This is a genomic window from Pseudarthrobacter sp. NS4 (genome assembly GCF_024758005.1).
In the GTDB taxonomy this organism is placed as follows: Bacteria; Actinomycetota; Actinomycetes; order Actinomycetales; family Micrococcaceae; genus Arthrobacter.
This window is the reverse complement of the sequence record NZ_CP103288.1, coordinates 2,991,768-3,017,237: the sequence shown is the minus strand read 5'-3', so window position 1 is coordinate 3,017,237 and position 25,470 is coordinate 2,991,768. Positions and strand designations below refer to the sequence as shown.

Here is a 25,470-nt window from a genome sequence, read left to right as displayed (position 1 = left end):
AACGTGCGGGCGCCGCAGAAGTTATCCACAGACTGTCAAGTTGCGAGGGACGTGAGAGAGCGTCGCGCGGGATCCTGCGGAAGGTGAAAGAGGGTTGGGGAAATGACCGTGAAAGGTGAGAGAGCGTCTGGGGTTAGGTGAGGCCGATCGGGTTGCCGGCGTCGTCCACGTCCATCCGGAGGGCGGCCGGCATGGCAGGGAGGCCGGGCATGGTCATGACCGCCCCGGTGAGTGCCACGATGAATCCTGCTCCGGTCTTGGGCAGCAGGTCGCGCACGTGGATGGTGAAGCCCTTGGGCGCGCCCAGCCGTGAGGCGTCGTCCGTAAAGGAATACTGGGTTTTGGCCATGCACACCGGCAGCCCGCCCCAGCCGTTCCGCTCGATATCGGCCAGCCGCTTCAGTGCCGGTACCGAGAAGTCCACCCCGTCCGCCCCGTAAATCTCCTGCACAATGGTCCGGATCTTGTCCTCCACAGACAACTCCAGCGGATAAAGGTGCCGGAAGTTATTGGGCCCGGCCACCACCTTCGCAACCAGGGCCGCAAGCTCATCTCCGCCGTCGCCGCCTCCTCCGCGCCCCCACACATCCGCTACGGCGGCCGCGACACCCTCGGCGGCGCACCACGCCAGCAGCCAGTCGAGCTCCTCCTGGGAGTCGGAGGAGAAACGATTGATGGCCACCACCGGCGTGACCCCGAACTTCTCCACGTTGCGTACATGCCTGCGCAGGTTTGCCACCCCTGCCTCGAGCGCCGCCTGGTCCGGTCGCGTCAGCTGGTCCTTGGCCATTCCGCCCTGCATCTTCAGCGCACGCACCGTTGCCACCACCACAACAGCGGAAGGCGCCAGGCCACCAACCCGGGCTTTGATGTCCATGAACTTTTCCGCACCCAGATCGGCGCCGAAACCGGCTTCGGTCACCACGATGTCCGCCAGCCGCCGGGCGGTCTGGGTGGCAACCAGCGAGTTGCAGCCGTGGGCGATGTTGGCGAACGGGCCACCATGGACCAGCGCGGGTGTGCCCGCAATGCTCTGCACCAGATTCGGCTTGATGGCTTCCTTCAGGAGAAGGGCCAGGGCGCCCTGGACACCAAGGTCGGCAACAGTCACCGGCGTGCGCTCGAACGTGTACCCGAAGCTGATGCGGCCCAGCCGGTAGCGGAGGTCGGCAAGGTCCGTGGCCAGGCAGAAGACCGCCATGATCTCGGACGCCACGGTGATGTCGAAACCGTCCTGGCGGGGAATTCCCTGGGTGGGTCCGCCGAGCCCGATGACCATCTCGCGCAGGGCCCTGTCATTCATGTCCAGGACGCGCTTGAACGTCATGCGGCGGGGATCGATATTAAGCTTGTTGCCCTGATAGATGTGGTTGTCCACGAGAGCCATCAGGGCGTTGTTGGCTGAGGTGATGGCATGGAAGTCGCCGGTGAAGTGCAGGTTGATTTCGTCCATTGGCAGCACCTGCGAGTAGCCGCCTCCGGTGGCGCCGCCCTTCATGCCCAGGACCGGGCCCAGCGAGGGCTCCCGCAGCGCGATCATCACCTTGTGCCCGGCGCGGGCCAATGAGTCGGCAAGGCCAACCGTGGTGGTGGACTTCCCTTCGCCTGCAGGCGTGGGGGACACGGCCGAGACCAGCACCACCTTCCCGGCAGGCGGCGGAGCGTCCAACCGTGCGGGGTCGATCTTCGCCTTGTACCGCCCGTACTGCTCAACGGCATCGGCATTGATGCCCGCAGCGGCAGCGATCTCCCCGATGGGCCGGATCTGGGCCGCGCGGGCAATTTCAAGGTCGGTAGGGAAAACAGACATCTTTGTCCTTTCCTGGAAGGGCTGGTGCCGGAGCACCTGCCCCTAAGCTAACAGCCCCGCAGCAACAGCACCGGAAAAATCAGTAAGAGGGAACCACCGGCACGAGCTGCGGCCCCACATGGCGGTCGACGGCGGCGTGGTAGCTTTCGAGCGTGATGGCGGCAGTGCGGGCCCAGCCGGAGTTCTGGGCCCGGATGGCGGCTGCGCGCCCCATGTCCTCGCGGGTGGCGGGATCGTCGTAGAGGGCCTCCAGCGCTTCCGCCCAATCGGCGGCGTGATGACCGTCCACCAGCAGCCCGGTCCGCCCGTGGAAGACGGCACGCGAGAGCCCGCCCACCCGGGTGGCCACCACCGGGGTGCCGCAGGCCTGCGCCTCAAGTGCCACCAGGCCAAAGGATTCACTGAAGGACGGCATCACCACAACGTCTGCCGCCCGGAACCAGGCCGCGAGTTCCGGTGCCTTGACCGGCGGAAGCTGCGTGACGACGTCGTCCATGCCCGCCTCGGCAATCAGCCGCCGCAGGTTGAACTCCTTGTTCCCGCTCAGGGAGCCCAGGATGGTGAGCCGCAGGTTGATGTCGGGCCGCCGGCTCCGGAGGAGCGCGGCAGCTTTGACCAGGATCTGGGGGCCCTTCAACCGCTGGATGCGGCCGGCGAACATCAGGTGGAAAGTATCCTGGTCAATGCCGCGCTCGGCCCTGGCCCTGCTCCGGAAGGCCGGCGTGAAGGTACTGAGGTCCACACCTGGAGGCGCGATATCAATCCGGTCGTACGTGGCCCCGTAATGCGACACCAGTTCGGCCGCCTCGGAACTCGTATTGGCGATCAGCCGGGCAGCACCGTCAACGATGCGGTGCTCGCCGAGCTCACGCCGCCGCGGCTCGGGCTGCTCGCCCGATTCCAGCAGCAGGTTCTTGACCTTGGCCATGGTGTGCATGGTGTGGACCAGCGGCACGCCCCACAGTTCGGACAGCTCCAGGCCTGCAATGCCCGACACCCAATAGTGGGAATGGATGACGTCGTACCGGCCGTGCGGCTGCCGCCGGCGGATCTGTTCAATCTCGGCCACCATGCTGTGCAGCAGGCCGGGAAGTTCTTCTTTGGGGATCTTGTTCGGCGGGCCGGCGAGGACGTTGTGCACGCAGACACCGGGATCAGGGTGTTCGACGGCGGGTTGGCCGGCCGAGGTGGCGCGCGTGAAGATCTCCACTTCCACCCCGGCTTCGGCCAGGGCGGAGGCCAGTTCGCGGATGTAGACGTTCATCCCGCCCGCGTCACCGGACCCCGGCTGCTCCATGGGGGAGGTGTGGAGGGAGAGCAAAGCGACCCTGCGGATCAATGCCACGGGACCTCCTTCCGGGCACCGGCACGTCTGATGGGCGCCGGTTCAGTGCGCATTCGATAAAAACACTACTCCTTCCCTCACGCCCGCCGATGTGTGTTAACTCCCGGCCCCGCGCCACAGCTGCTGCAGCCCGGGGAAGGCCCGCTCGTAGCCAGCCAGGAGTTCCGCCGCCAGATCCACCGAATCCACCAGGGGATGCAGGGCGAACGCTGCCAGGGCCGCATCCCGGTCACCGTTTGCCGCGGCCCGGACCGTGAGCCGTTCCACGTCCTTGACCCGGCGAAGCAGCCCAAGCCGTGGTTCCGGTGGTTCCTGCTGGGGCAGCGGATGCGCGCCGTCGGGGGTGACGGCGCAGGGAAGTTCGACGACGGCGTCCGCCGGCAGGCCGGGAATGGCGGCCTGGGAAGCGGCTGCTTCAGCAGTGGCCGGCATGGTTTCGGAGGGCAGGGAGTTGCAGGTGTTCAGGATCAGCTGCGTCTCCCCGGCTCCCGAGAGTGCGCTCATGGCGGCCAGTGCCACCCGTTCATAGCCGCCGCCGGCGAGGTCGTCCTCGTCGCGCTGCCCGCCGTCGGCGCGTGCTTCGGCCAGGTAGCCCTCCTCGCGGGAACGCCGCGCCTCCTCCCAGAGCCGGAAGGCATTATCCCCGGCAGCGGCCAGCCGTGGATACAGCTCCTGCTGCTGGACATGGATGGTCTCCCCGCGGGTGCTGGCCATGGCCCGCATTGCCAGCCGTGCTTCCTCGCCCCGGTAGTAGTAGTACAGGTACTCGTTCGGAAGCGCCCCCAGCCTGGCAAGGAACGGCTGCGGAAACAGCCTGCCCTCTTCGAACGACTGCAGGGCGCCGGGGTCTGCGAGCAGGTCCGGAAGCACGTCCCGGCCGCCGGACTCCAGTTTGTACAGCCAGCCCAGGTGGTTCAGCCCGTAGTAGCCCACGGCGTCGAGCCGTCCATCGGGCAGCGCCGCCCCGGCCGCACGGGCAGCCCGCTGTACCAGCCCGCCCGCCGAGTCGCAGATCCCGATGACGCGGCGGCCCAGGAGGGGAAGCAGCGCCTCGGTGACCATGCCGGCAGGGTTGGTGAAGTTGATCAGCCACGCCTCCGGGCAATGTTCCTTCATCAGCCGGGCCAGTTCCAGCATGTGCGGGATGGTCCGCAGGGCGTAGGAGATGCCGCCGGCTCCGGTGGTTTCCTGCCCCAGCACCCCGAGGTCCTGGGCCACCCGTTCATCCGCAACCCGTCCGGCCGTTCCGCCGGGCCGGATGGCTGCAAACACCATGTCGGCCCCGGCGAGGGCTTCCGGAAGGCTGGTGGTGGAGCGGACCGGAAGGCGGGCGCCCGGGGCGTCGGGCATACTGTGCAAAACGGCGGTGACGGCGGCAAGGCGGGAAGCGTCGACGTCGAACAGCACCAGTTCGGTGGCCAGCCCGGCAAAGCGGCCCGAGGCCAGTGCCCGGTAGATGAGCGGCACCCGGAAACCTCCGCCGCCGGCAATCAGAAGCCGCATAACCAGCAGTCTAGGCCCGGCACGGGGCGTCCCCTACCGGATGTCACCGGCACGGCGTATCGTGCCGGACATGGACGCGATCCCAGCCCGCCCCTTCGACCCCCTGGCTGCTGTCCGCCCGTTCAGCGAACCCGGGCTGGATCTCCTCCTGGCCGGGACGGTATTCCAGGACATCATCTTCACCGGCCTTCCCCATAGCCCGGAACCCGGCACCGAAATCTGGAGCGACGGAATGGGCAGCTGCCCCGGCGGGGTGGCCAACCAGGCCATCGCGGCGGCCCGCCTGGGACTCAAGACAGGCCTGGCCGCCGCATTCGGCGATGACGGCTACGGCGACTTCAACTGGAAGATCCTCTCCAGCCAGGAACACGTGGACCTCAGCCTGTCCCGGCGGGTGCCAGGCTGGCATTCACCGGTAACCGTCTCCCTGTGCGTGGACAAGGACCGGTCCTTGGTGACCCATGGCCACGCCCCTCCGGTCACATCCTCGGAGTTGATCGGCACCCCTCCTCCGGCGCTCGCGGGGATCGCAGAAGTGGGGGTGGAGGTGGAACCGTGGGCGAAGGCGGCCCACCAGGCGGGGGTCAAGCTGTTCGGTGACGTCGGGTGGGACCCCACGGGGGAATGGGCGCCGGTCCGGCTGGAGAACCTGCAGTACTTCCATGCGTTCCTGCCCAACCAGCGTGAGGCCATGGCCTTTACCGGAAAGGACGATCCCTGGACTGCCCTGTACGCGCTGGCGGACCGCGTTCCCGTGGCAGTGGTGACACTCGGCCCCCAGGGCGCCATGGCGGTGGATTCGGAGACGGGGGAGGAGGAGTGGGTGCCGTCCCTTCCAGTGAAGGCTTTCGACCCCACCGGCGCCGGTGACTGTTTCGACGCCGCGTTCATTGTCGGAAGCCTGGCCGGCTGGCCGCTGGGAAACAGGCTGCGCTTCGCCAACCTGTGCGCCTCGCTGGCGGTACAGGAGGTGGGCGGCTCGCTCGCTGCGCCCGGCTGGGGTGATATCGCCGACTGGTGGAAGCGCGCCAACGCCCGGCCCGAACGGCAGATGAGCCAGTGGCTTCGGCGTTTTGGCTTCCTCGCTGAGATCATCCAGGACGTCCCGCTCGCCGCGCAGCGCAGGGCTGCAGCCACCATCGCCCACCTTTCGGACGCCTGAGGGCCACTCCCTGGGCTGGAGCATCCTCCGGGGGCGCCCGCGGCTGCCGCCGGTTCCGGAATGGAGCCCCCGCCGGCGTGATTATTCGGCCCGAAGTGCCCGCACTAGAATCACTAAGGTGACTTACCCCGCAACAACCGGTGAATTCAGCGCTGCCCCTGGACAGGACCCCCGCCACGAGCGGTCCGCCGTGATCGACCTCGGCGCCATCCGGCACAACGTCCGCCGCCTCGCCGCCGCCGCATCCCCGGCGAAAGTCATGGCCGTCGTCAAGGCCGATGCGTACGGGCATGGTGCGGTTCAAGTGGCGCGGGCGGCGATCCAAGGAGGCGCCTCCTGGCTTGGCGTGGCCCACATCTCGGAGGCCCTGGCCCTGCGGGCTGCCGGCATTGACGCGCCGCTGCTGGCATGGCTGCACACCGTGGACAGCAACTTTGGCGCCGCGGTGGCCGCCGGCGTCGACATTGGATGTTCGGGGTGGGAACTTGAGCGCATCGTGGCGGCAGCCCGGGAACAGGAGCGCCCCGCGCGCATCCACCTGAAAGTGGACACGGGCCTGGGACGAAACGGGGCCACCCCCGATACCTGGGACTCACTGGTGGGCGAGGCGATGGAATACCAGGACCAGGGGCTGCTGCGCGTCGTGGGTATCTTTTCCCACCTTGCCGTTGCCGATGAGCCGGAACGGCCCGAAACCGACCAGCAGCTGGCGGTGTTCCGGGAAGCGCTGGCCGTTGCCGAAGACGCCGGAGTGGACCCGGAAGTACGGCACCTGGCCAACACCCCGGCAACGCTCTCCCGGCCGGACACACACTTTGACCTGGTCCGCGCGGGCCTGGGCATTTACGGACTCTCGCCCTTCGAAGGACAAACCTCCGCGGAACTCGGGCTCCGCCCCGCCATGACGCTCCGGACCCTGGTGTCCCAGTGCAAGGAGGTGCCGGACGGGCAGGGCGTCTCCTACGGCCTCCGCTACCATACGAGCGGCCGCAGCACCCTGGCCCTCATCCCCATGGGCTATGCCGACGGCGTGCCGCGCATTGCCACCGGAGGCCCCGTCCGGGTGGCCGGCAGGACGTACCCGGTGGTTGGACGGATCGCCATGGACCAGATGGTGATCGACCTCGGTCAAACGGGCGCGGCCGGAGCCGGACTGCTGGGCGCCGAGGCTGAACTGTTCGGGAACGGAGACGACGGCGGCCCCACCGCCGACGACTGGGCGCGCGCCGCCGGGACCATCAACTACGAGATCGTGACGCGGATCAGCCCGCGGGTGCCCCGCCGCTTCATCAATGAACAGGACACCGCTGCCGGGCTGCACGGGGAGGGGGCCGCGTGAACGCCTTCGAACCGGCGGCCCTGCCGAACTGGGAAAAGACCTTCACCGCGACGACGGCGGACCAGACCCATGCGCTCGCCGTCGGCCTCGCCGGGGTGCTGGAGGCGGGGGACCTGCTGGTGCTCTCCGGCGAACTGGGCGCCGGAAAAACCACCTTTACGCAGGGGCTGGGGGAGGGGCTGGGGGTCCGCGCCGGGATCATTTCGCCCACCTTCGTCCTGGTCCGCATCCATCCCAACCTGCGGGACGGTCCCCGCCCCGGCGGCCCGGACCTGGTGCATGTGGACGCCTACCGCCTCGGCTCAGCCGCCGAGATCGACGACATTGACCTGGAAAACACCCTGGACTCCTCGGTGACGGTAGTTGAATGGGGGCATGACCGGGTGGAGCACCTGAGCGAAAGCAGGCTCGAAATCGACCTGCACCGTGCCATCGGACTCAGTGCCGCAGGACCTGGTTCCACCCCCGACCCCGGCAGCGGGCCTGCAGGGAGCCTTGACTTCGACAACGAGGACACTGACGAGCCCCGCACCATCGTCATGCGCGGGTATGGTCCGCGGTGGCCGGTTGCCCCGGAGCTGGGCGCCTCAGAGCTGCGCAGCGCGGAAGGGAAAGACTGATGCTGATCCTTGCCATTGATACCTCGGCTGTCGCCAGCGCCGCACTCGTATCGGATGATGCCCTCGAGGGCGTGGTCGCCGCCTTCTCCACCGAGGACACCCGAAGCCACGCGGAAGTGCTGGCACCAGGGATCGCGGACATGCTTGCCGCCGCCGGCGTCACCGGACAGGACATCGACGCCCTGGTGGTCGGCGTCGGTCCGGGTCCCTTCACCGGCCTGCGGTCCGGCATTGCGACGGCGCGTACCCTCGCGTTTGTCTGGGGCAAGCCGCTGCACGGCCTGATGAGCCTGGACGCGGTAGCCCTGGAAGTGGCCGAATCCACTGCAGCTGTCCCCGATTTCCTTGTGGTGACGGACGCCCGCCGCAAGGAGGTTTACTGGGCCCGCTACAGTCTGGCCGAGGGCCAGCTGCCCCGGCTCGAGGACGGTCCCCACGTCGGCTCGGCGGCGGACCTGCCGGTCCTTCCCGCCTTTGGGGCCGGGGCCGGACTCTACGCTGACATGCTCCGGGCCGACCCGGAGTTTGCCCACGAACAGCCTGATGCGCTGTACCTGGGCCAGTTCGCACTGGCCCGGCTGGCCTCCGGCAACGGCCTTCTTGACTCCACGCCGCTGTACCTGCGCGAATCCGATGCGCAGGTCCCCGGACCGAGGAAGAGGGCACTGTGAGCACCACTCCTGATCCCCGCACGGCAGGCATCTCCGTACGGGACATGACCGTGGACGACGTCCCGGCCGTCAACGCCCTTGAGCAAAGGCTTTTCCCCGTTGACGCCTGGCCCCTGGACATGTTTTTCGACGAGCTGGCCCAGCCGGAAACCCGGCGCTATCTGGTGGCGGAAAGCACGGACGGCATTGTGGGATACGCGGGCCTCATGTGCATCGAACCGATCGCGGACGTGCAGACGATCGCCGTCGTTCCTGGTTATGAGGGCATGGGCATTGGCAGCACCCTGCTGACCAACCTCATCGACGAGGCCCGCCGCCGGAACGCCGCGGACGTCCTCCTGGAAGTGCGCGCGGACAACCCCCGGGCGCAGCGGCTGTACCTCCGCTTCGGGTTCGAGCAGATCCATGTCCGCCCGCGGTACTACCGCGACGGCGTCGATGCCCTGATTATGAGGCTCCAGCTCACCGGCGATGATGAAACAGAAGGAGGCCAGCCATGAACCAGACCCGGCCACTGGTCCTGGGCATCGAATCGTCCTGCGATGAAACCGGCGTGGGCATCGTCCGGGGGACCACGCTCCTGACCAACACTGTGTCCTCATCGATGGACGAACACGTCCGCTTCGGCGGTGTCATCCCGGAAATTGCCTCCAGGGCGCACCTTGACGCCTTTGTCCCCACCCTGGAACAGGCATTGTCCGACGCCGGAGTCAGGCTGGACGAGGTGGACGCCATCGCCGTCACCTCCGGCCCCGGACTCGCCGGGGCGCTGATGGTAGGCGTCTGTGCCGCGAAGGCCCTGGCCGTGGCCACCGGCAAGCCGCTGTACGCCATCAACCACCTGGTGGCGCACGTGGGCGTGGGACTCCTGGACGGGCAGCGGAACGACGGGCAGCACAAAGACGGACAGCGCCGCGGCGGCCCGCTGAAAGCTCCGCAGCTGCCCGAAAACCTGGGCGCCCTGCTGGTGTCCGGCGGCCATACCGAAATCCTGAAGATCAACAGCATCACCGACGACGTGGTGCTGCTGGGCTCCACCATCGACGACGCCGCGGGGGAGGCCTACGACAAGGTGGCCCGCATCCTGGGACTGGGCTACCCGGGCGGGCCCGCCATCGACAAAGTGGCCCGTACCGGCAACCCGAAGTCCATTCGCTTCCCCCGGGGCCTCAGCCAGCCCAAGTACATGGGAACCGCCGAAGAGCCCGGCAAGCACCGCTACGACTGGTCCTTCAGCGGGCTGAAGACAGCCGTCGCCCGGTGCGTGGAGCAGTTCGAAGCCCGTGGCCAGGACATACCGGTGGCAGATATCGCCGCAGCATTCCAGGAAGCCGTGGTGGACATCATCTCGTCCAAAGCCGTTCTTGCCTGCCGGGAGCACGGCATCAAGGACGTCCTGCTGGGCGGCGGGGTGGCGGCAAACTCGCGCCTGCGCGAGCTGACCGGCCAGCGCTGTGCCTCGGCCGGAATACGGCTCCACGTGCCTCCGCTGGACCTGTGCACGGACAACGGTGCCATGGTGGCGGCGCTGGGTGCGCAGCTGGTAATGGCAGGGGTGAAGCCGAGCGGAATCAGTTTCGCCCCGGACTCGTCCATGCCGGTCACCTCGGTGTCGCTGCCCGCCTGACCGGGGGCAACGGGGGAAGAATCAGGCGGTGGGGCCGTTCCGCATCTGCTTGACGAGGTCCAGCACCACGGCCTGGAGGTCTCCGCCGTGCTCGGCGGCAACCCGCCGCTGGCGCTGGTACCCCGCGCCGCGGCGGATAATCTTCTCCACGTCGGCGAGTTCGTCGGCACAACGCAGCTTGGCCGCAACCGGTTCCAGCCGGTTCAGGGTATCCAGCAGGTGGTCGGTGACCAGCTGTTCCTTGCCCGCGGCGTCAAGGATGATGATGGCGTCCATGCCGTAGCGCGCAGCCCGCCACTTGTTCTCCTGGATGTGCCAAGGCGGCATGGTGGGAATGCTGCCGCCGTTGTCCAGGGTGGTGGAAAACTCGTCCACGAGGCATTGGGTGAGCGCGGCGATTGCGCCGACTTCCTCCAACGTGGCGAGGCCGTCGCAGATTCGCATCTCAATGGTGCCCAGGTTCGGGACCGGCCGGATGTCCCAGCGGATTTCGGAGAGTGTGTCGATTACTCCGGTGGTAAACATGTCCTGGACGTAGGACTCGTATTCCTCCCAGGACCGGAACTGGAACGGCAGGCCGGCTGTGGGCAGCTGCTGGAACATGAGGGCCCGCTGCGACGCGTAGCCTGTGTCCTCGCCGCCCCAGAACGGGCTGGACGCGGAAAGGGCCTGGAAATGCGGGAAGTAATTAACCAGCCCGTCAAGCACCGGGAGGGCTTTCTCGCGGCGGTCCAGCCCCACGTGCACATGCACGCCGTAAATCACCATCTGCCGTCCCCACCACTGCGTGCGGTCGATCAGCTTGGCGTAGCGGGCCTTGTCCGTCACCGGCTGCAGCTGCGGCGGGCTGAACGGGTGGCTGCCGGCGCAGAACAGTTCCACACCCATCGGATCCGTGATCTCCCGGACCGCGGCGAGGGACCGGCTCAGGTCCTCCTTGGCGTCGGCGGCAGTTTCACAGATACCCGTGACCAGCTCCACCGTATTCAGCAGCAGTTCCTGCTTGATATGCGGGTGTTCGTCGTCCTCGTTCAACTCAGGATGGCGGGACGCGACACCGCGCAGCACCTGATTGGCTACGGAAGCGAGCTCCCCGGTGCTGCCATCGACCAGCGCGAGCTCCCATTCAACACCAAGGGTTGATTGCCTCGATGAAGCGAAGTCAATCTTCACGCGTTTCCTTACTGTCCGGTTTGCCGCTGGCTGACGCCGCTCACGGGCTGCTGCCGGCAGGGGAACGGGTGGTTCAAGTCTAGTGCAGGGGTAGCATCGTATTAATGGCCCCGTTCCAACACCTGCGTGACAGTCCACACAGAATCTTCCCCCTCCTCGCGGCGGTATCCGCCGTGGCACTGGCCTCCTGCACCGCCGTTCCAGCCCCCCGGCCCTCGCCGCCCGCCGCCACAGCGGCACCTTCCGCCACCCCGTCACCCATCAAAATACCGCGTACGACGCCGGCGCCCGCCTCCCCTTCCCCCTCACCCGATCCGGGTTCCCGGCCCCTGGGCTGGGGTCCGGAGCAGCGGGACCAGGACGCCGCCGCCGCGGCTGTGGCCGGCATGACAACCGAGGAAAAAGCCGGGCAGGTGCTGCTGCCGTTTTTCAGGGGCAGGGAGGTGGAAGCCCACGCCGCCGCCATCGAACGGCTCCACCTTGCGGGCTCCATCATCATGGGTGACAACGTTCCCAAAGATCCGCAGGGGAAGCTGGACCTTGCCGGGATGGCCGCCATCAACCACCGGCTGGCGCAGGCCACCCTTGCGGACGGAGACCCTTGGCCGGGAATGGTCGCTGTAGACCAGGAGGGTGGCCTGGTGGCCCGGCTGGGCGCCCCGCTGACCGAGTGGCCCGCGCCCATGAGCTACGGTGCGGCGGGCAACGAAACGCTGACCCGGGAAGCAGGGCAGGGCCTGGCCGGAGAGCTGGTGCCGCTGGGGTTCAACGTCGATTTCGCGCCGGACACCGACGTCACCATCGGGCCGATGGATCCCACCATCGGGGCGCGGTCCATGTCCGCTGACCCTGCCGCCGTTGCCGTGCACGGGGTGGCTTTCTCCCGCGGCATGCTCGCCGCAGGAGTCCTCCCGGCAGTCAAGCATTTCCCGGGACATGGTTCGGTCACCGCCGATTCCCACATCAGCCTGCCGTTACAGCCGGCCGCCATTGAGGAACTCCGCGGCAGGGATTGGAAGCCGTTCCAGGCGGCCATCGATGCCGGTATGCCCATGGTGATGACGGGGCACATCGCCGTGACCGCGCTGGAACCCGGTGTCCCGGCGTCGCTCTCCGCCCACACCTACGCCGCCTTGCGCGGGCTTGGGTTCAACGGCGTGGCGGTGACGGATGCACTGAATATGGGCGCGGTGGCCAAGCAGTACCCTGGTGGCACCGCCGCCGTCATGGCGCTGGCTGCCGGCGCTGACCTGCTGCTGATGCCGGTGGACGTGGCCCAGGCACATGCCGCCATTGTCGGGGCAGTGCAGTCCGGAAGCCTGCCTGCCGAACGGCTGGACGAGGCCGCCCGGCGGGTGGCCACCATGATGCTTTGGCAGGGCCGGCGCGCTTCCGCAGCCGGAACCCCGGCAGGCAGCGGCGCTCCGGTCTCCGCCCGCGTATCGGCCTCGGCCGTCACGGTTGTGTCCGGGCCCTGCACGGGACCTATGGTGCCGGGAGCAGTGCGCGTAACGGGGGGAGGACCGGGGGACCGGGAACGGTTCGAGGCGGCGGCTGCCCGCGCCGGACTCACACTGGGTTCCGGGCCGCTGGTGAACCTCATCGGGTTCGGGGCGCGCCCCGCTGGAGGGGATATTGCGGTGGCACTGGACGCACCCTGGCCGCTGCGGGATTCTCCGGCACCTGTCAGGCTTGCGCTCTATGGCCGGAGCGATGCCGCCTTCGACGCGCTGGCCGCCGTGCTGGCGGGGAAGGCGACGGCGGCCGGGAAACTGCCTGCCGCCGTCGGAAGTTTTCCGGCCGGAACCGGCTGCCCGTAAACCCAACCAAGTAGCAGTAAGTGTCGTTTTGGCGGCTCAAAACGACACTTACTGCTACCCAGTTGGGTGGGAACGCGTTTAATGGTCAGGTGCCCATCCTCAATAAAGACATGACCCTCTGCATCTCGCTCTCGGCCCGTCCCAGCAACAACGGGACCAGGTTCCACAACCACCTGTACGGGCAGTTGGAGCTCAACTGGATCTACAAGGCGTTCGCGCCCACCAACCTGGAGCAGGCCATCGCCGGAGTCCGCGGCCTGGGCATCCGGGGTTGCGCCATCTCCATGCCCTACAAAGAGGACGTCATTGCCCTCGTGGATGAGATGGATCCCTCCGCCAAGGCCATCGATTCCGTGAACACCATCGTGAACACCGGCGGCCGCCTCAAGGCGTACAACACCGATTACACAGCCATCGAACAGCTGCTCGCCACCAACTCGGTGCCCACCAGCTACTCCGTCCTGGTCCAGGGCGCAGGCGGCATGGCCAAGGCTACTGTGGCCGCGCTCCGGGATGCCGGTTTCACCGACGTCACGGTGATCACGCGGAATGAAGCGACGGGGCGGGCGCTGGCAGACCAGTACGGGTTCGGTTGGCGTGCGGCGCTCGACGGCGGGACGGCTGACCTGATCATCAACGTCACGCCCCTTGGTATGGCCGGCGGGCCGGAAGCGGACACTGTGTCTTTCCCGCCTGAGGCCATTGACGCCGCCCGGCTCGTCTTCGACGTAGTGGCCCTGCCTGCCGAGACCCCGCTGATCAGGGCTGCCCGCGCTGCGGGAAAGCCCGTGATCACCGGAGCGGAAGTTGCCACCATCCAGGCGCTGGAGCAGTTTGTGCTCTACACCGGCGTGCGGCCCAGCACTGAGCAGGTGCGTGCGGCGGAGGAGTTCATGCGGGCGCAGTAATGCCCGCAGCAGTCACGCTCAGGCGGACCCGGGAGTGACGGGTTCCACGACGATGGCCACCCGGTCCTCACCAATGCGGGTCAGGACCAGGGTGGCTGTCCTGCCGCCCTTCTTCGCGGCGCTCCTGCCGCTTTGCAGCAGTTGCTTCCGGAGCTCCTCCGGCAAGACGGCCGTGCCGCGTTTCTTGATGTCCAGCACCGTGACGCCTTCCGCCTTCACCCACGCCTTGAGCGCCTTGACGTTGTAGGGCATAACCTCCAGCACCTTGTATGCCCGCGCGAACGGGGTATCCACCAGGGCGGGGGCGCAGATGTAGGCGATGTGCTCGTCCACCAGGTGGCCACCGAGCTGAAGCGCGACGTCGGCGACCAGTCCCGCGCGGATGACGGCGCCGTCGGGTTCATACAGGTAACCTTCCACCGGACCAACCGGTGCTGCCGGCCCGGCCCCGAAGTCCTCGGCGCTGGTCACCTCGGCGGCGCCGCCGGCACCCTGCACCAGGGCCGAGCGGCGGACTCCCGGCCGCCGCACCGCGTTGAACCACAGCGCCACCTCGGTGACGTCCCCGGCCACCGAAACCCATTGCGCTTCGCAGTCCGGCGGCACGGAGTCATGCGGCATGCCCGGCCCCATCTTCACTCCGACTGCCCGGCCCTGCGCTGCAAGGCCTTCCACAAACGAGAGCGGCGGCGAAAAAGCTTCGGGGTCCCAGATGCGCTTGGTGCCGGATGTGGACGTGACCCGGCGGGCGGGGTCCAGCCACACGCCGTCGATACCGTCCAGCGGAACCGCAGTGGCATCCGCGTGGACCACCGTGGCGTTCGGGAACGGGATGAGGTTTACCGTGGCACAGGCGGCAGTGGTTTCATCCACCTCCACCGCGGTGACGGTCATGTCCAGGGAAGCCAGGGCAAGCGAGTCGGCGCCCAGCCCGCAGCCCAGGTCCGCCACGTGGCTGATTCCTGCTTCCGCAAACCGCTGCGCATGCCGTGCGGCCACACTCAGGCGGGTGGCCTGTTCCAGGCCTGCCTGGGTAAACAGCATGCTGCGGGCAAACTCACCGAACTTCCCTTCCGCCCTGGTGCGGAGCCTGGACTGGGTGAGGACGGCAGACACCAGCTCGGGGGAATGCCCGGCTTTCCGGAGAGACGAATTGAGCTCGAATGATGCGTCCTCCTGATAGGGCCCCAGGGACGCCAGCAGCTCCCAGCCTTCAGGGGTGAGCAACGGCGCGATCTGGTCCTGGGGAGCTTGAGGCATGCGTTCCAGCCTAGTGGAGGAGCACCCCGCGGGATGCCGATAGGGTGGAAACCATGGAAGAGAGCGCAGGCCCCCAGCAGTCCGGAGACCAGCAACCCACGGACCGGGGCCCCGCCAGATACGCCCGTTCGGCGCTCATCACGGCTTCCGTAGTGGCAGTGGTGTGCATCGCGCTGCTGGTGATCATCTTCTTCCTGGACACCTTCAACGCGACCGTCTATTCAGTGGGCGGCAACAGTGTCCAGGACGACACGCAGGAAGCCCGCGACATCCGTGGGTTGTATGCCGGCGCACGGATTGGGAGCATCGTGTTCCTGGTCGCCTCCCTGCTGGCGGCCCTTGGCGCGGCCGTGCTGCTTTACCGCGGCAGGAACCAGGGGGCGCGGGAGTCCGAGGGCGGCGAGGACGTGGCCTTCGACGACCTGGGACGCTGAGGCTGCTGGCCCGCGCTGGTCAGCAGGACGCCGGATATCACCAGGATCCCGCCCAGCACCTGCGCCACGGTGATGGGCTGGCCCAGCAGCACCGTGATGATGGCGGTAAAGACGGCGATCAAATTCAGGTAGTTGCCGGCGTTGGCCGCCGTGGTCCTTTTCAGTGCCAGGTTCCACAGCAGGTAGGAGCCCAGCGACGGGAACAGGGCAATGAACGCCAATGACCAGCCTTCGGCAGGGGTGGACGGCAACCCGGCACCCGTTACTGCAGCGGCAGGCCCCAGGACTACCGCCGCCATGGCCACCTGCACGGCCGTTGCGGTGATCGCTGGCAGGGCCAGCCGCCTTGCAATGATTGTGTACAGGCCCCAGACCGTGATGGCTGCCAGGATCAGCAGTTCGCCGGTGTTGATGGAGAAGGTCAGCAGGCGCTCCACGTCGCCTCCGGTCAGCACCAGCAGGACGCCTGCCAGCCCCAGGCCGATGCCCAGCCAGCTCACCGGCCGCGGCCTGTCCCGGAGCAGGACCACGGCAAGCACCATGATCAGGGCCGGGTTTGCTGCCGTCACCAGGGAGGCGTTCAGGGCCGAGGTGTGCTGCAGCGCGCTGTACAGCAGCAGGGTGTAGCCGCTCATGCCCAGCACGCTCAGAAGCAGCAATACCGGCCAGCGGCGCAGCACAGCCCGCCAGTCCGGCCGGTCCACGGCCTGCGCCAGGAGGAGCAGCGGCACGGCGGCCAGTGCCCAGCGCCAAAAAGTCAGCTGCAACGGTTCCATGGTCTGCATCGCGGCTTGGCCCACCACGAAGTTTCCGGCCCAGAAAAGGTTTGCAAGGATCAGGTAGACGGCAGCTCGCACCGCTTCAATGTACACGCCGTGGTGTACGCGGATGACGAAACGCTGGCACTCGCCTTGACCGAGTGCTAACCCGCACATAGAGTCTTCATTAGCACTCTCCCTAGGAGGGTGCTAACACATGAAGAGCTGCCAGCCAGGCTGCTGCCGGCACCGCGACGACGGTTTGCCAGCCAGGGCGGAAAGCTTTCCAGTCCACGAATTTGCTGACGAAAAGGAGAGGTCCGAGTGTCGGTCTCTATTAAGCCTCTTGAGGATCGTATTGTTGTCCGCCCGCTCGAAGCCGAGCAGACCACGGCTTCCGGCCTGGTGATCCCGGACTCCGCACAGGAGAAGCCCCAGGAAGGCGAAGTTGTTGCAGTAGGCCCCGGCCGCTTTGAGGACGGCAACCGCGTTCCTGTCGATGTAGCCGTCGGCGACGTCGTTATCTACTCCAAGTACGGCGGAACCGAAGTCAAGACCGGCGGCACCGAGTACCTCGTACTGTCTGCCCGCGACGTCCTGGCGATCGTCGTAAAGTAACTCTCCGGATCCCCGCGCCGCTGGTCATGCATTCTGCTGTTCAGCTGCGCGGGGTTCTGTCTTGAAAGGACAAAACCATGGCAAAGCAGCTTGCGTTTAACGACGCTGCCCGCCGGTCTCTTGAAGCCGGCATCGATAAGCTCGCCAACACCGTCAAGGTGACGCTCGGCCCCCGCGGCCGCAACGTCGTCCTGGACAAGAAGTGGGGCGCTCCCACCATCACGAACGACGGCGTCACCATCGCCCGCGAAGTTGAGCTGGACGACCCGTACGAGAACCTTGGTGCCCAGCTGGCCAAGGAAGTGGCCACCAAGACCAACGACGTTGCCGGCGACGGCACCACCACCGCAACGGTTCTGGCCCAGGCACTGGTCAAGGAAGGCCTGCGCAACGTGGCGGCAGGTGCCGCTCCCGGCCAGATCAAGCGCGGCATCGAGGTTTCCGTTGAAGCCGTCGCCGCCCGCCTGCTGGAGAATGCCCGCCCCGTTGAAGGCACCCAGGTGGCCAACGTGGCCGCCATCTCCGCCCAGAGCGACGAAATCGGTGAGCTCCTCGCCGAGGCCTTCGGCAAGGTGGGCAAGGATGGCGTGATCACCATCGAGGAGTCCTCCACGACGCAGACCGAACTGGTCCTCACCGAGGGCATGCAGTTCGACAAGGGCTACCTGTCCCCGTACTTCGTCACCGACGCAGAGCGCCAGGAAGCAGTCCTCGAAGACGCCCTCATCCTGATCAACCAGGGCAAGATCTCCAACATCCAGGAATTCCTCCCGCTGCTGGAAAAGGCGCTGCAGAGCTCCAAGCCGCTCTTCATCATCGCCGAAGACTTGGAAGGCGAGGCGCTTTCCACGCTGATCGTCAACCGCATCCGCGGCACCCTGAACGTTGTTGCCGTCAAGGCTCCGGGCTTCGGCGACCGCCGCAAGGCCATGCTGCAGGACATCGCCACCCTCACCGGTGCGCAGGTTGTTTCCCCGGAACTGGGCCTGAGCCTGGAAACCGTTGGCCTCGAGGTGCTGGGTACCGCCCGCCGCATCACCGTCACCAAGGACAACACCACCATTGTGGACGGTGCCGGTTCGGCTGAAGACGTGGCAGCACGCGTTGCCCAACTCCGCGCCGAGCTGACCCGCACCGACTCCGACTGGGACCGCGAAAAGCTCCAGGAACGCCTGGCCAAGCTGGCCGGCGGCATCGGCGTCATCAAGGTCGGTGCAGCCACCGAGGTTGAGCTGAAGGAAAAGAAGCACCGCATCGAGGACGCCGTGTCCTCCACGCGTGCAGCCCTCGAAGAAGGCATCGTGGCCGGTGGCGGCTCCGCCCTCATCCACGCCCTCAAGGCCCTGGACGAGGACCCTGCGGTCAAGGCACTTGAAGGCGACGCCGCCGCTGCTGTGGGCATTGTCCGCCGCGCGCTGGTCCAGCCGCTGCGCTGGATCGCCCAGAACGCCGGTTTCGACGGGTACGTCATCACCGCAAAGGTTGCCGAGCTCGAAACCAACAACGGCTTCAACGCCAAGTCGGGCGAGTACGAGGACCTGATCGCCGCCGGCGTCATCGACCCCGTCAAGGTCACCCGTGCAGCCCTCCGCAACGCAGCCTCCATCGCTGCCCTGGTTCTCACCACCGAGACCCTGGTCGTGGAGAAGCCTGCCGAGGAAGACGAGCACGCAGGCCACAGCCACTAAGCCCCACCGGCTCCCAAGTCTCGCTTCGCTCGACTCGGGTCCCTCGCCGGCGTGGGCCCAGCCCTGTAGTCACAAAGGACCGGCCCAGCATCCGCTGGGCCGGTTTTTTGTGCCTGCGGTTCCCGCGTTAAGTGCCGGGCATGTCCTGCGTCTCCACGTCGCCCGCACGCTCGTAGACCAGCGACACTGCTCCCTTCGGAAAGGTGCGCGCCGGCTCGGCGAGGCGGAAGGAGGCGGGGATGGTGCCGGCGTCGAACAGGCGCTTGCCCTGCCCGAGGGTGACCGGATAGAGCCAGAGGTGCAGGCGGTCCAGGACGTCTGCCGCGAGCAGTGAACGGATGAGGACGCCGCTGCCGAACATGTGCACCTGGTTGTACTCCTCCCGGAGCCCGCCGGCGGCCGTGGCATCCGGCAGGAGCGTCGTGTCCGCCCAGGCCGGCGCAGTCAGGGAACTGGAAACAACGAACTTCGGAACCCGGTTGAGCGTGCCGCCGATGTCGCCGGACTGGTGGGGCCAGTAGGCCGCGAAGATGTCGTAGGTCTTCCGTCCGAGAAGCAGGGCGTCGATGAGGCTGATTTCGGCCTCGATGGCCGCCTCAGCCTCGTCGTCGGATACCGGCATCTGCCAACCGCCTAAGGTGAAGCCGCCCTCGGTGTCCTCTTCGTGGCCGCCGGGCCCCTGGTAGACACCGTCGAGGGTGATGAACAGGTTGGCGACGATGATTCCCATGCGTCCAGTGTGGAAGTGCGTTCCGTCGCTGTCCAGCGTTGTCGGCCGGCTCCATGCCCTGGCGGCAGTGCGCGTGGCACACTGGTGCCATGCTGCTCGACGAGCTCGTGAAAACTACGGATGCCGTCGCGTCCACGCGTTCCCGGCTCGCGAAGGTCAATACACTCGCGGACCTGCTGTGCCGGCTCGAGCCCGCGGAGATTGCGACCGCCGTCGGCCTGCTCACAGCCAAACCGCGGCAGGGCCGGGTAGGGATCGGCTGGCGTGGCATGTCAGCGGCCATGGGGGAGCCTGCCGCTGAGCCGAGTCTTACTGTCGCCGACTTCGACGCTGCCCTGGACCGGCTGCTCGTCACCTCAGGCGCGGGATCGGCTGCGGAGCGCGCGGGGACCCTCCGGACGCTTACGGGGGCAGCCACCGAGCGCGAGCAGGCCTTCATCGCCGGCGTGCTGCTCGGCGAACTGCGTACCGGTGCGCTTGGGGGAGTACTCACGGATGCCGTCGCCCGTGCCGCCGACCGGCCCGCCGACTCCGTACGCCGCGCAGCCATGCTCTCCGGCGATCTCGGCGAAACCGCCCTGCTGGCGATGACGGGAACGGCGGCCCAGCTTGACGCCGTCGGCCTTGTCGTCGGGCGCCCCGTGCAGCCCATGCTCGCCGCAACCGCGCCCAGCGCCGCCGCCGCGCTGGAAGTTACGGGGGAAGCATCCGTGGAATACAAGCTCGACGGCGCACGGATCCAGGTGCATCGGGCCGGCGAAGAGGTGCGCATTTTCACACGCACCCTGGCCGAGGTGACCCACCGGCTGCCCGAGGTGGTGGACGTGGTGCGCGCGCTGCCGGTGCGCGATGTGATCCTCGACGGCGAGACCCTCGCCCTCAACGAGGACGGTGCCCCGCGGCCGTTCCAGGAGACGATGTCGCGTTTCGGGGCGGATGCAGCGCGCACCACGGTGCTGCATCCCTGGTTTTTCGACGTACTGCACGTCGACGGGCGCGACCTGCTCGATGAGCCGCTGTCAACGCGCATCGGCGTGCTCGAGCGCATCGCCCCGGGGCACCGGATCCCTGGGGAGATCACGGCGGACGCGGCAGTAGCCGGGAAAGTGTCGCATGATGCGCTCGCCGCAGGCCACGAGGGCGTCATGGTGAAGGCGGTCGGATCGGCCTACGCAGCCGGCCGGCGTGGTTCCAACTGGATCAAGGTGAAGCCCGTGCTCACCTACGACCTGGTGGTCCTCGCCTGCGAGTGGGGATCAGGACGGCGTACCGGGTTGTTGTCGAACCTGCACCTCGGAGCCCTCGACCCGGCAGGGGAGTTCGGGGAAGCCGGCGGCTACGTGATGGTCGGCAAGACATTCAAGGGCCTCACGGATGCGCTGCTGCGGTGGCAGACCAAGACGTTCCAGGAGCTCGAAGTGCGGCGCACTTCAAATACCGTCTGGGTGGAGCCGGTCATCGTAGTGGAGATCGCGATCGATGGTGTGCAGCAATCTTCGCGCTATCCGGGCGGAATCGCCCTCCGGTTCGCCCGCGTCAAGCGTTACCGTGACGACAAGACGGCTGCGGAGGCCGACATTATCCAGACGCTGCGCGCGCTGTTGCGTCCGTAGCTGTTCACAGTGAACGGCGACGACGACGGCGGGCGGCTGGGCGGGCGGTATCCGGAACGGGGCCAGGTGCGAAATGGCGGGTATCCACCGGGGCCGGGGTCTGTGACGTCTGCTACACACCCGCCCGGAAGATCCCCATTTGGCAAGCGGCGGATACTCAGCGGGACCTCAATGACCGAAGATTGTCAATGCAATCGGGTAAACTCGATGGTTCGTTACGCGATCCGAAGGGTTATCTGTGTCTATACTATGGACCGCGGGGGTGCAGGGGCGTGCCGATCATCGCCAGCATGTGTCCCGGAAAACTGCGTACCGCCCCGAAATCGAAGGGTTGCGGTCCCTCGCCGTTCTCATGGTGGTGACCTACCACGTCTGGTTCGGCCGCGTCTCGGGAGGCGTTGACGTATTCCTCCTGATTTCAGCATTCCTGATGACCCTGCAGTTCGTCGGACGCCACGAGCGGCGGGAGCCCCTGGCCCTGCTGAAGCATTGGCTGCACCTGTTCCGGCGGCTGCTTCCCGCCGCTGTGACGGTCATTGTGGCAACCCTGGCCGCCTCGTACCTGTTTCTTCCGCGCACCCGTTGGTTGGAGATCATCCAGCACGGCTGGGCTTCCCTGTTTTATTCGGAAAACCGCTTACTGCAGAAGCAGGCCGTGGACTATTACGCCAACGACCACAGTCTTGCCAGCCCCCTGCAGCACTTCTGGTCCTTATCCATCCAGGGACAGGTGTTCATCCTGTGGCCGCTCATATTTGTGCTGGCAGCATGGACAGCGCACCGTTTCCGGCTTTCGTACCGGCCCTTGCTCGCCTACGTCTTCTTCACGATCTTTATTGGCTCGCTTGCCTATTCGATCTATTTCACGGCAACCGACCAGGTCCAGGCATATTTCGACACCGGCGCCCGGCTTTGGGAGTTCGCGCTGGGCACGCTGGTTGCGCTCATCCTTCCCGGCCTCCGGCTTTCCCGCCTGACCCGTGTTCTCATGGGTTGGGCAGGGCTCGTTGCGATGCTCGCGTGCGGGATCCTGCTGGATGTGCAGGCGGCGTTTCCCGGCCTCGCCGCGCTCTGGCCCACGCTCGCGGCGGCGCTGATCATTGCGGCTGGCCAGACGCAAAGCGCTGCCGGCGTGGACCGGGTTCTCAGTTCCACACCCATGGTGAAGCTGGGCGGGATCTCATACGCCTTGTACCTGTGGCACTGGCCCCTCCTGGTGATCGGTTTGGCCTGGAGCGGCAAAGAGCAAGCAGGCTGGCTCTCAGGAACAGTGATCATTGCGGCGTCCCTTATTCTCGCGTACCTCACCACACGCCTGATCGAGAGCCCATGGCGCGAATGGAAGTGGCCGGAAGCCAGGAGGCGCCGTGCAGTACTGGCTGTTGTCCTGGCCGTTGCCGTTGGTGCGGCGCCCCTGGCTCTGTGGCGGACCCAGATCCTGCAGGCCAATTCGATAGCGACAATAGGGTTGGACGATCCCCGTTACCCGGGTGCGCTCGCTGTGAGCGACGGATACGTTTTCACCCCCGATCCAAAGGCCCCTCCGGTACCTAAACTGGAAGTCATCGCCGAGGAATGGCCTGTTTTCCCGGAGCCATGTATCGGACTGGGCGAAAACGCGAGCATCTGCACCAACTCCGTCGAGGACGGCGACAAACATATTGTCGTTTTGGGGAGTTCCCATGCCTATGTGCTGAATACGCCCGTCCTGATGATGGCGGAGAAGCACCGCTGGCTTGTCACATCCATCACCAAGGGATTTTGCCCACTGACGGATGAGTTGGGGCCCGGAATCACCGAGGAGTGCCTGGAATTCAACAGGCAAACAATGCAACAAGTGCTGGACCTGAAGCCCGATCTCGTTATCACCACCAGCACCAGGACGGATGCTGATCCCGACGTTCCCGATGTGCTCGATCAGTCCTGGATCAGGGAGGTGCGGAAGCTCAATGATGCCGGCATCGCTGTGTTGGGAGTGCGGGATACCCCGCGGATGCCCCAACACGTACCGGTCTGCCTCGAGGAGAATCCGCAGGATCCGGAGGTTTGCAGCGCCAGCGTGGCGGATAACTTCAGCCCTGTTCCGGCCACCGATGAGGTAGCTGACCAAATCCCCAATACACGCTTCCTTGACCTCACTCCTTATTTCTGCGTGGATGGCGCCTGCCCCGCCATTATCGGTAACGTGATCGCCTACAAGGACGAAAACCATCTCACCCGCTCTTACCTCATGACTCTGAGTCCGTTCTTCGAGCGGGAGCTTCTTGCGGCATTGGGGTGGGAGGTCTGAGGCCTGCACCGATGACAACAGACGCTCCCATCAATACAGCCAAGGAAGTGGGCACCAACATCCGTAAGTCGACCTTTCGCCCTGAAGTCCAGGGGCTCCGTGCATTGGCAGTGCTGATGGTGGTCGCCTACCACGTCTGGTTGGGCCGGGTTTCGGGTGGAGTCGACATCTTCCTGTTGATTTCCGCCTTCCTGCTCACCCTGTCCTTTGTCCGCAAAGTCGAAGCGGGGCGGCCCTTCGGCCTCCTGGGGCATTGGCTGCACCTGTTCAAGCGGTTGCTGCCGGCCGCCGTCGTGGTCATCCTTGGCGTCCTGGCGGGCACCTGGCTGATCCTCCCGCAAAGCCGATGGCCGCAGGTGCTCGACCAGGCTTGGGCGTCGCTGCTCTACGGCCAGAACTGGCTGCTCGCCAACACGGCGGTGGATTACTACGCCCAGGACCATGCCGGAGCAAGCCCGCTCCAGCATTTCTGGTCGCTCTCCATCCAGGGCCAGGTTTTCATCCTGTGGCCCGTGATCTTCGCCGGCTGCGCGGCCCTGCTGGCCCTGTTACACCGTATTCACGCCTTCACAGGATTGACCTACCGGGTGCTGCTGACCCTGGTCTTCGGTGCTGTCTTCGCCGTCTCCCTGGCGTACTCCGTGGAGCAGACCGCCACAAACCAGGCGTACGCCTACTTCGATACCCGGGCGAGGCTCTGGGAGTTCGCCCTCGGATCCCTGCTCGCCCTTGCACTGCCGTACCTCAAACCCGCCCGCGCCCTGCGCGTGGTTCTGGGGTGGGCAGGCCTGGCTGCGATGATCTCCTGCGGCCTGCTGCTGACGGTGGACCGGTCATTCCCCGGCTTCGTGGCGCTATGGCCAACCCTGGCAGCGGCGGCAATCATCGTGGCGGGACAAACCGGCAGCCGGTTTGGGGTGGACCGCTTCCTGGGCAGCAAGGCTGCTGTGGCCCTCGGGGACAACTCATACGCGCTGTACCTGTGGCACTGGCCCGTCCTGGTGCTGGCGCTCGCCGCCACAGGTGTTGACGCGCCCAATCTTGTCGAGGGCCTGGGAATCGTCGGCGCCTCCATCGTGCTTGCGGTCCTCACCACGCGCTTCGTCGAAAAGCCGCTGCGCGACTGGCACTGGCCCAAGTTGCGGGCCTGGCGCACCGCCGTCGTCGTTGTTGCCTGTGGCGCCCTCCTGGCCGGGCCCGTGGCGCTCTGGCAGACCACGCTCACCGCCGAGGAAGCAGCGACGGCGGCGCAGCCGCGCGAACTTACGCCGGGGGCCGCGGCCCTCAGCCCCGAGAACGCAGGGGCGCCCGCGCCGCAGGCGAAGTTCATTCCAGGACCCTCAGCGCTGGACAGCGACTGGGCCGGCATCCACGCACCCTGCACCGGAGCAAACGCCACGGCTGACCCCATCCTGGAAGGGTGCCGGCAGGAAGTTCCCGAAGAGGGGGCCACCAAACGGATCGTGGTGCTGGGTGATTCCCATTCCCAGCAATACCTGGGCGCGCTGGCACCCATCGCGGAGGCCCGGGGATGGGAACTGGTCACCTTGCTGATGCCGGCATGCCGGTTTGGGGCCGAGTCGGAGACAAGGAACGCCGAATGCAATGCCTACAACCGGGCCAGCGCCGCATATGTCCTGGAGCACCGGCCTGATGCCGTCTTCACCGTGGCCTCGCTGACCCTTGAAGATGCCCCCTTCGAAACTGAGGTGCCCGGCTACCTGGAAGGCGTCCGGCCGTTCGCCGAGGCGGGAATCGAGATCGTGGGCATCCGGGATAACCCTCGCTTCACGTTCAACATGCCCGAGTGCGTCCAGCGGAACGGTGCCCACGCTCCGGAGTGCAACCCGTCCCTGGACGAGTCGCTCGTAGAGCCCTCGCCGCTGGAAAGCTACCGGGGCAAACTTGAAGGCCTGCACCTGATGGACCTGAGCGATTTTATTTGTGCCCGCGGAGTCTGCCCGGCCGTGGTGGGAAACGTTTACGTCTACAAGGACGACAACCACCTGACAAGGACCTATGTGGAGAGCATGATCCCCATGTTCGAACAACGGCTGCTGGCCGCCACCGGCTGGAGCTGACCCTCCGGCGGGTGGTGGGC

Annotated in this window: 21 protein-coding genes; 14 read left to right on the top strand and 7 right to left on the bottom strand. The window is 66.6% G+C overall.

Annotation, left to right across the window (positions count from 1 at the left end; all coding sequences use genetic code 11):
• Positions 1 to 133: 133 nt before the first annotated feature.
• From NXY83_RS14190 to NXY83_RS14180, 3 genes are all read right to left on the bottom strand, one after another.
• A complete protein-coding gene (locus tag NXY83_RS14190; protein ID WP_258802850.1) occupies positions 134 to 1,810 on the bottom strand; it encodes a formate--tetrahydrofolate ligase in 1,677 nt (558 codons plus the stop codon).
• Between the two features lie 79 nt (positions 1,811 to 1,889).
• Positions 1,890 to 3,155, bottom strand: coding sequence for a D-inositol-3-phosphate glycosyltransferase (gene mshA / locus NXY83_RS14185; RefSeq protein WP_258802849.1), 1,266 nt, complete (start codon positions 3,153 to 3,155; stop codon positions 1,890 to 1,892).
• A gap of 96 nt (positions 3,156 to 3,251) precedes the next feature.
• On the bottom strand, positions 3,252 to 4,658 hold the full coding sequence (locus tag NXY83_RS14180) for a 6-phospho-beta-glucosidase (RefSeq protein ID WP_258802848.1): 1,407 nt from the start codon (positions 4,656 to 4,658) through the stop codon (positions 3,252 to 3,254).
• A gap of 70 nt (positions 4,659 to 4,728) precedes the next feature.
• Here NXY83_RS14180 and NXY83_RS14175 point away from each other — a divergent pair, with 70 nt between their 5' ends.
• From NXY83_RS14175 to tsaD, 6 genes are all read left to right on the top strand, one after another.
• Positions 4,729 to 5,820, top strand: a complete 1,092-nt coding sequence (locus tag NXY83_RS14175) for a carbohydrate kinase family protein (RefSeq protein ID WP_258802847.1) — start codon at positions 4,729 to 4,731, stop codon at positions 5,818 to 5,820.
• 118 nt (positions 5,821 to 5,938) lie between these two features.
• A complete protein-coding gene (gene alr / locus NXY83_RS14170; protein ID WP_258802846.1) occupies positions 5,939 to 7,159 on the top strand; it encodes an alanine racemase in 1,221 nt (406 codons plus the stop codon).
• Positions 7,156 to 7,779, top strand: coding sequence for a tRNA (adenosine(37)-N6)-threonylcarbamoyltransferase complex ATPase subunit type 1 TsaE (gene tsaE / locus NXY83_RS14165; protein WP_258802845.1), 624 nt, complete (start codon positions 7,156 to 7,158; stop codon positions 7,777 to 7,779). The genes alr and tsaE overlap by 4 nt, the downstream gene beginning before the upstream one ends.
• Positions 7,779 to 8,450: a tRNA (adenosine(37)-N6)-threonylcarbamoyltransferase complex dimerization subunit type 1 TsaB gene (gene tsaB, locus NXY83_RS14160; RefSeq protein WP_258802844.1), complete on the top strand. Its 672-nt coding sequence runs from the start codon at positions 7,779 to 7,781 to the stop codon at positions 8,448 to 8,450. The genes tsaE and tsaB overlap by 1 nt, the downstream gene beginning before the upstream one ends.
• Before the next feature lie 44 nt (positions 8,451 to 8,494).
• Complete coding sequence (gene rimI / locus NXY83_RS14155; RefSeq protein ID WP_258806237.1) at positions 8,495 to 8,950, top strand: ribosomal protein S18-alanine N-acetyltransferase; 456 nt, start codon at positions 8,495 to 8,497, stop codon at positions 8,948 to 8,950.
• Positions 8,947 to 10,077 (top strand): tRNA (adenosine(37)-N6)-threonylcarbamoyltransferase complex transferase subunit TsaD, encoded by a 1,131-nt coding sequence (gene tsaD, locus NXY83_RS14150; RefSeq protein ID WP_258802843.1) that lies wholly within the window; start codon positions 8,947 to 8,949, stop codon positions 10,075 to 10,077. Before rimI ends, tsaD begins: the two co-directional genes overlap by 4 nt.
• 21 nt (positions 10,078 to 10,098) lie before the next feature.
• Here the strand turns inward: tsaD and NXY83_RS14145 are convergent, their stop codons facing one another.
• Positions 10,099 to 11,250, bottom strand: coding sequence for a glutamate--cysteine ligase (locus NXY83_RS14145; RefSeq protein ID WP_258802842.1), 1,152 nt, complete (start codon positions 11,248 to 11,250; stop codon positions 10,099 to 10,101).
• A gap of 386 nt (positions 11,251 to 11,636) precedes the next feature.
• Here NXY83_RS14145 and NXY83_RS14140 point away from each other — a divergent pair, with 386 nt between their 5' ends.
• On the top strand, positions 11,637 to 13,070 hold the full coding sequence (locus NXY83_RS14140; RefSeq protein WP_309484142.1) for a glycoside hydrolase family 3 N-terminal domain-containing protein: 1,434 nt from the start codon (positions 11,637 to 11,639) through the stop codon (positions 13,068 to 13,070).
• A 110-nt stretch (positions 13,071 to 13,180) separates the two neighbouring features.
• Positions 13,181 to 13,978, top strand: coding sequence for a shikimate 5-dehydrogenase (locus NXY83_RS14135; protein WP_258806236.1), 798 nt, complete (start codon positions 13,181 to 13,183; stop codon positions 13,976 to 13,978).
• Positions 13,979 to 13,996: 18 nt separating this feature from the next.
• Here NXY83_RS14135 and NXY83_RS14130 read toward each other — a convergent pair whose 3' ends face one another.
• Positions 13,997 to 15,238 (bottom strand): class I SAM-dependent methyltransferase, encoded by a 1,242-nt coding sequence (locus NXY83_RS14130; RefSeq protein WP_258802840.1) that lies wholly within the window; start codon positions 15,236 to 15,238, stop codon positions 13,997 to 13,999.
• A 53-nt stretch (positions 15,239 to 15,291) separates the two neighbouring features.
• On the opposite strand from NXY83_RS14130, the gene NXY83_RS14125 reads away from it, so the two are divergent.
• Positions 15,292 to 15,672, top strand: coding sequence for a hypothetical protein (locus tag NXY83_RS14125; protein ID WP_258802839.1), 381 nt, complete (start codon positions 15,292 to 15,294; stop codon positions 15,670 to 15,672).
• On the opposite strand, the gene NXY83_RS14120 is transcribed toward NXY83_RS14125, so the two are convergent.
• Positions 15,597 to 16,529 (bottom strand): DMT family transporter, encoded by a 933-nt coding sequence (locus NXY83_RS14120; protein WP_258806233.1) that lies wholly within the window; start codon positions 16,527 to 16,529, stop codon positions 15,597 to 15,599. The two genes, NXY83_RS14125 and NXY83_RS14120, sit on opposite strands and share 76 nt — an antisense overlap.
• Positions 16,530 to 16,754: 225 nt before the next feature.
• Here NXY83_RS14120 and groES point away from each other — a divergent pair, with 225 nt between their 5' ends.
• Together groES and groL are read left to right on the top strand one after the other, a co-directional pair.
• Positions 16,755 to 17,048, top strand: coding sequence for a co-chaperone GroES (gene groES / locus NXY83_RS14115; RefSeq protein ID WP_003805290.1), 294 nt, complete (start codon positions 16,755 to 16,757; stop codon positions 17,046 to 17,048).
• 77 nt (positions 17,049 to 17,125) lie between these two features.
• Positions 17,126 to 18,736, top strand: coding sequence for a chaperonin GroEL (gene groL, locus NXY83_RS14110; protein ID WP_258802838.1), 1,611 nt, complete (start codon positions 17,126 to 17,128; stop codon positions 18,734 to 18,736).
• 127 nt (positions 18,737 to 18,863) lie between these two features.
• On the opposite strand, the gene NXY83_RS14105 is transcribed toward groL, so the two are convergent.
• The gene (locus NXY83_RS14105) at positions 18,864 to 19,466 is read right to left on the bottom strand and encodes a dihydrofolate reductase family protein (protein WP_258802837.1); all 603 of its coding nucleotides are present in this window, start codon (positions 19,464 to 19,466) and stop codon (positions 18,864 to 18,866) included.
• 89 nt (positions 19,467 to 19,555) lie between these two features.
• On the opposite strand from NXY83_RS14105, the gene NXY83_RS14100 reads away from it, so the two are divergent.
• From NXY83_RS14100 to NXY83_RS14090, 3 genes are all read left to right on the top strand, one after another.
• A complete protein-coding gene (locus NXY83_RS14100; RefSeq protein ID WP_258802836.1) occupies positions 19,556 to 21,079 on the top strand; it encodes an ATP-dependent DNA ligase in 1,524 nt (507 codons plus the stop codon).
• Between the two features lie 352 nt (positions 21,080 to 21,431).
• Positions 21,432 to 23,369: an acyltransferase family protein gene (locus NXY83_RS14095; protein WP_425327185.1), complete on the top strand. Its 1,938-nt coding sequence runs from the start codon at positions 21,432 to 21,434 to the stop codon at positions 23,367 to 23,369.
• 11 nt (positions 23,370 to 23,380) lie between these two features.
• Positions 23,381 to 25,450 (top strand): acyltransferase family protein, encoded by a 2,070-nt coding sequence (locus NXY83_RS14090; protein WP_258802834.1) that lies wholly within the window; start codon positions 23,381 to 23,383, stop codon positions 25,448 to 25,450.
• Positions 25,451 to 25,470 lie beyond the last annotated feature (20 nt).

Coding starts and splice junctions, on each gene's coding strand:
- NXY83_RS14175 (WP_258802847.1), top strand. CDS start 4,729: ATGGACGCGATCCCAGCCCGCCCCTTCGACCCCCTGGCTGCTGTCCGC.
- NXY83_RS14190 (WP_258802850.1), bottom strand. CDS start 1,810: ATGTCTGTTTTCCCTACCGACCTTGAAATTGCCCGCGCGGCCCAGATC.
- NXY83_RS14135 (WP_258806236.1), top strand. CDS start 13,181: ATGACCCTCTGCATCTCGCTCTCGGCCCGTCCCAGCAACAACGGGACC.
- NXY83_RS14100 (WP_258802836.1), top strand. CDS start 19,556: ATGCTGCTCGACGAGCTCGTGAAAACTACGGATGCCGTCGCGTCCACG.
- NXY83_RS14125 (WP_258802839.1), top strand. CDS start 15,292: ATGGAAGAGAGCGCAGGCCCCCAGCAGTCCGGAGACCAGCAACCCACG.
- NXY83_RS14140 (WP_309484142.1), top strand. CDS start 11,637: ATGACAACCGAGGAAAAAGCCGGGCAGGTGCTGCTGCCGTTTTTCAGG.
- tsaD (WP_258802843.1), top strand. CDS start 8,947: ATGAACCAGACCCGGCCACTGGTCCTGGGCATCGAATCGTCCTGCGAT.
- NXY83_RS14180 (WP_258802848.1), bottom strand. CDS start 4,658: ATGCGGCTTCTGATTGCCGGCGGCGGAGGTTTCCGGGTGCCGCTCATC.
- NXY83_RS14095 (WP_425327185.1), top strand. CDS start 21,432: ATGGTGGTGACCTACCACGTCTGGTTCGGCCGCGTCTCGGGAGGCGTT.
- NXY83_RS14090 (WP_258802834.1), top strand. CDS start 23,381: ATGACAACAGACGCTCCCATCAATACAGCCAAGGAAGTGGGCACCAAC.
- groL (WP_258802838.1), top strand. CDS start 17,126: ATGGCAAAGCAGCTTGCGTTTAACGACGCTGCCCGCCGGTCTCTTGAA.
- tsaB (WP_258802844.1), top strand. CDS start 7,779: ATGCTGATCCTTGCCATTGATACCTCGGCTGTCGCCAGCGCCGCACTC.
- rimI (WP_258806237.1), top strand. CDS start 8,495: ATGACCGTGGACGACGTCCCGGCCGTCAACGCCCTTGAGCAAAGGCTT.
- NXY83_RS14105 (WP_258802837.1), bottom strand. CDS start 19,466: ATGGGAATCATCGTCGCCAACCTGTTCATCACCCTCGACGGTGTCTAC.
- NXY83_RS14130 (WP_258802840.1), bottom strand. CDS start 15,238: ATGCCTCAAGCTCCCCAGGACCAGATCGCGCCGTTGCTCACCCCTGAA.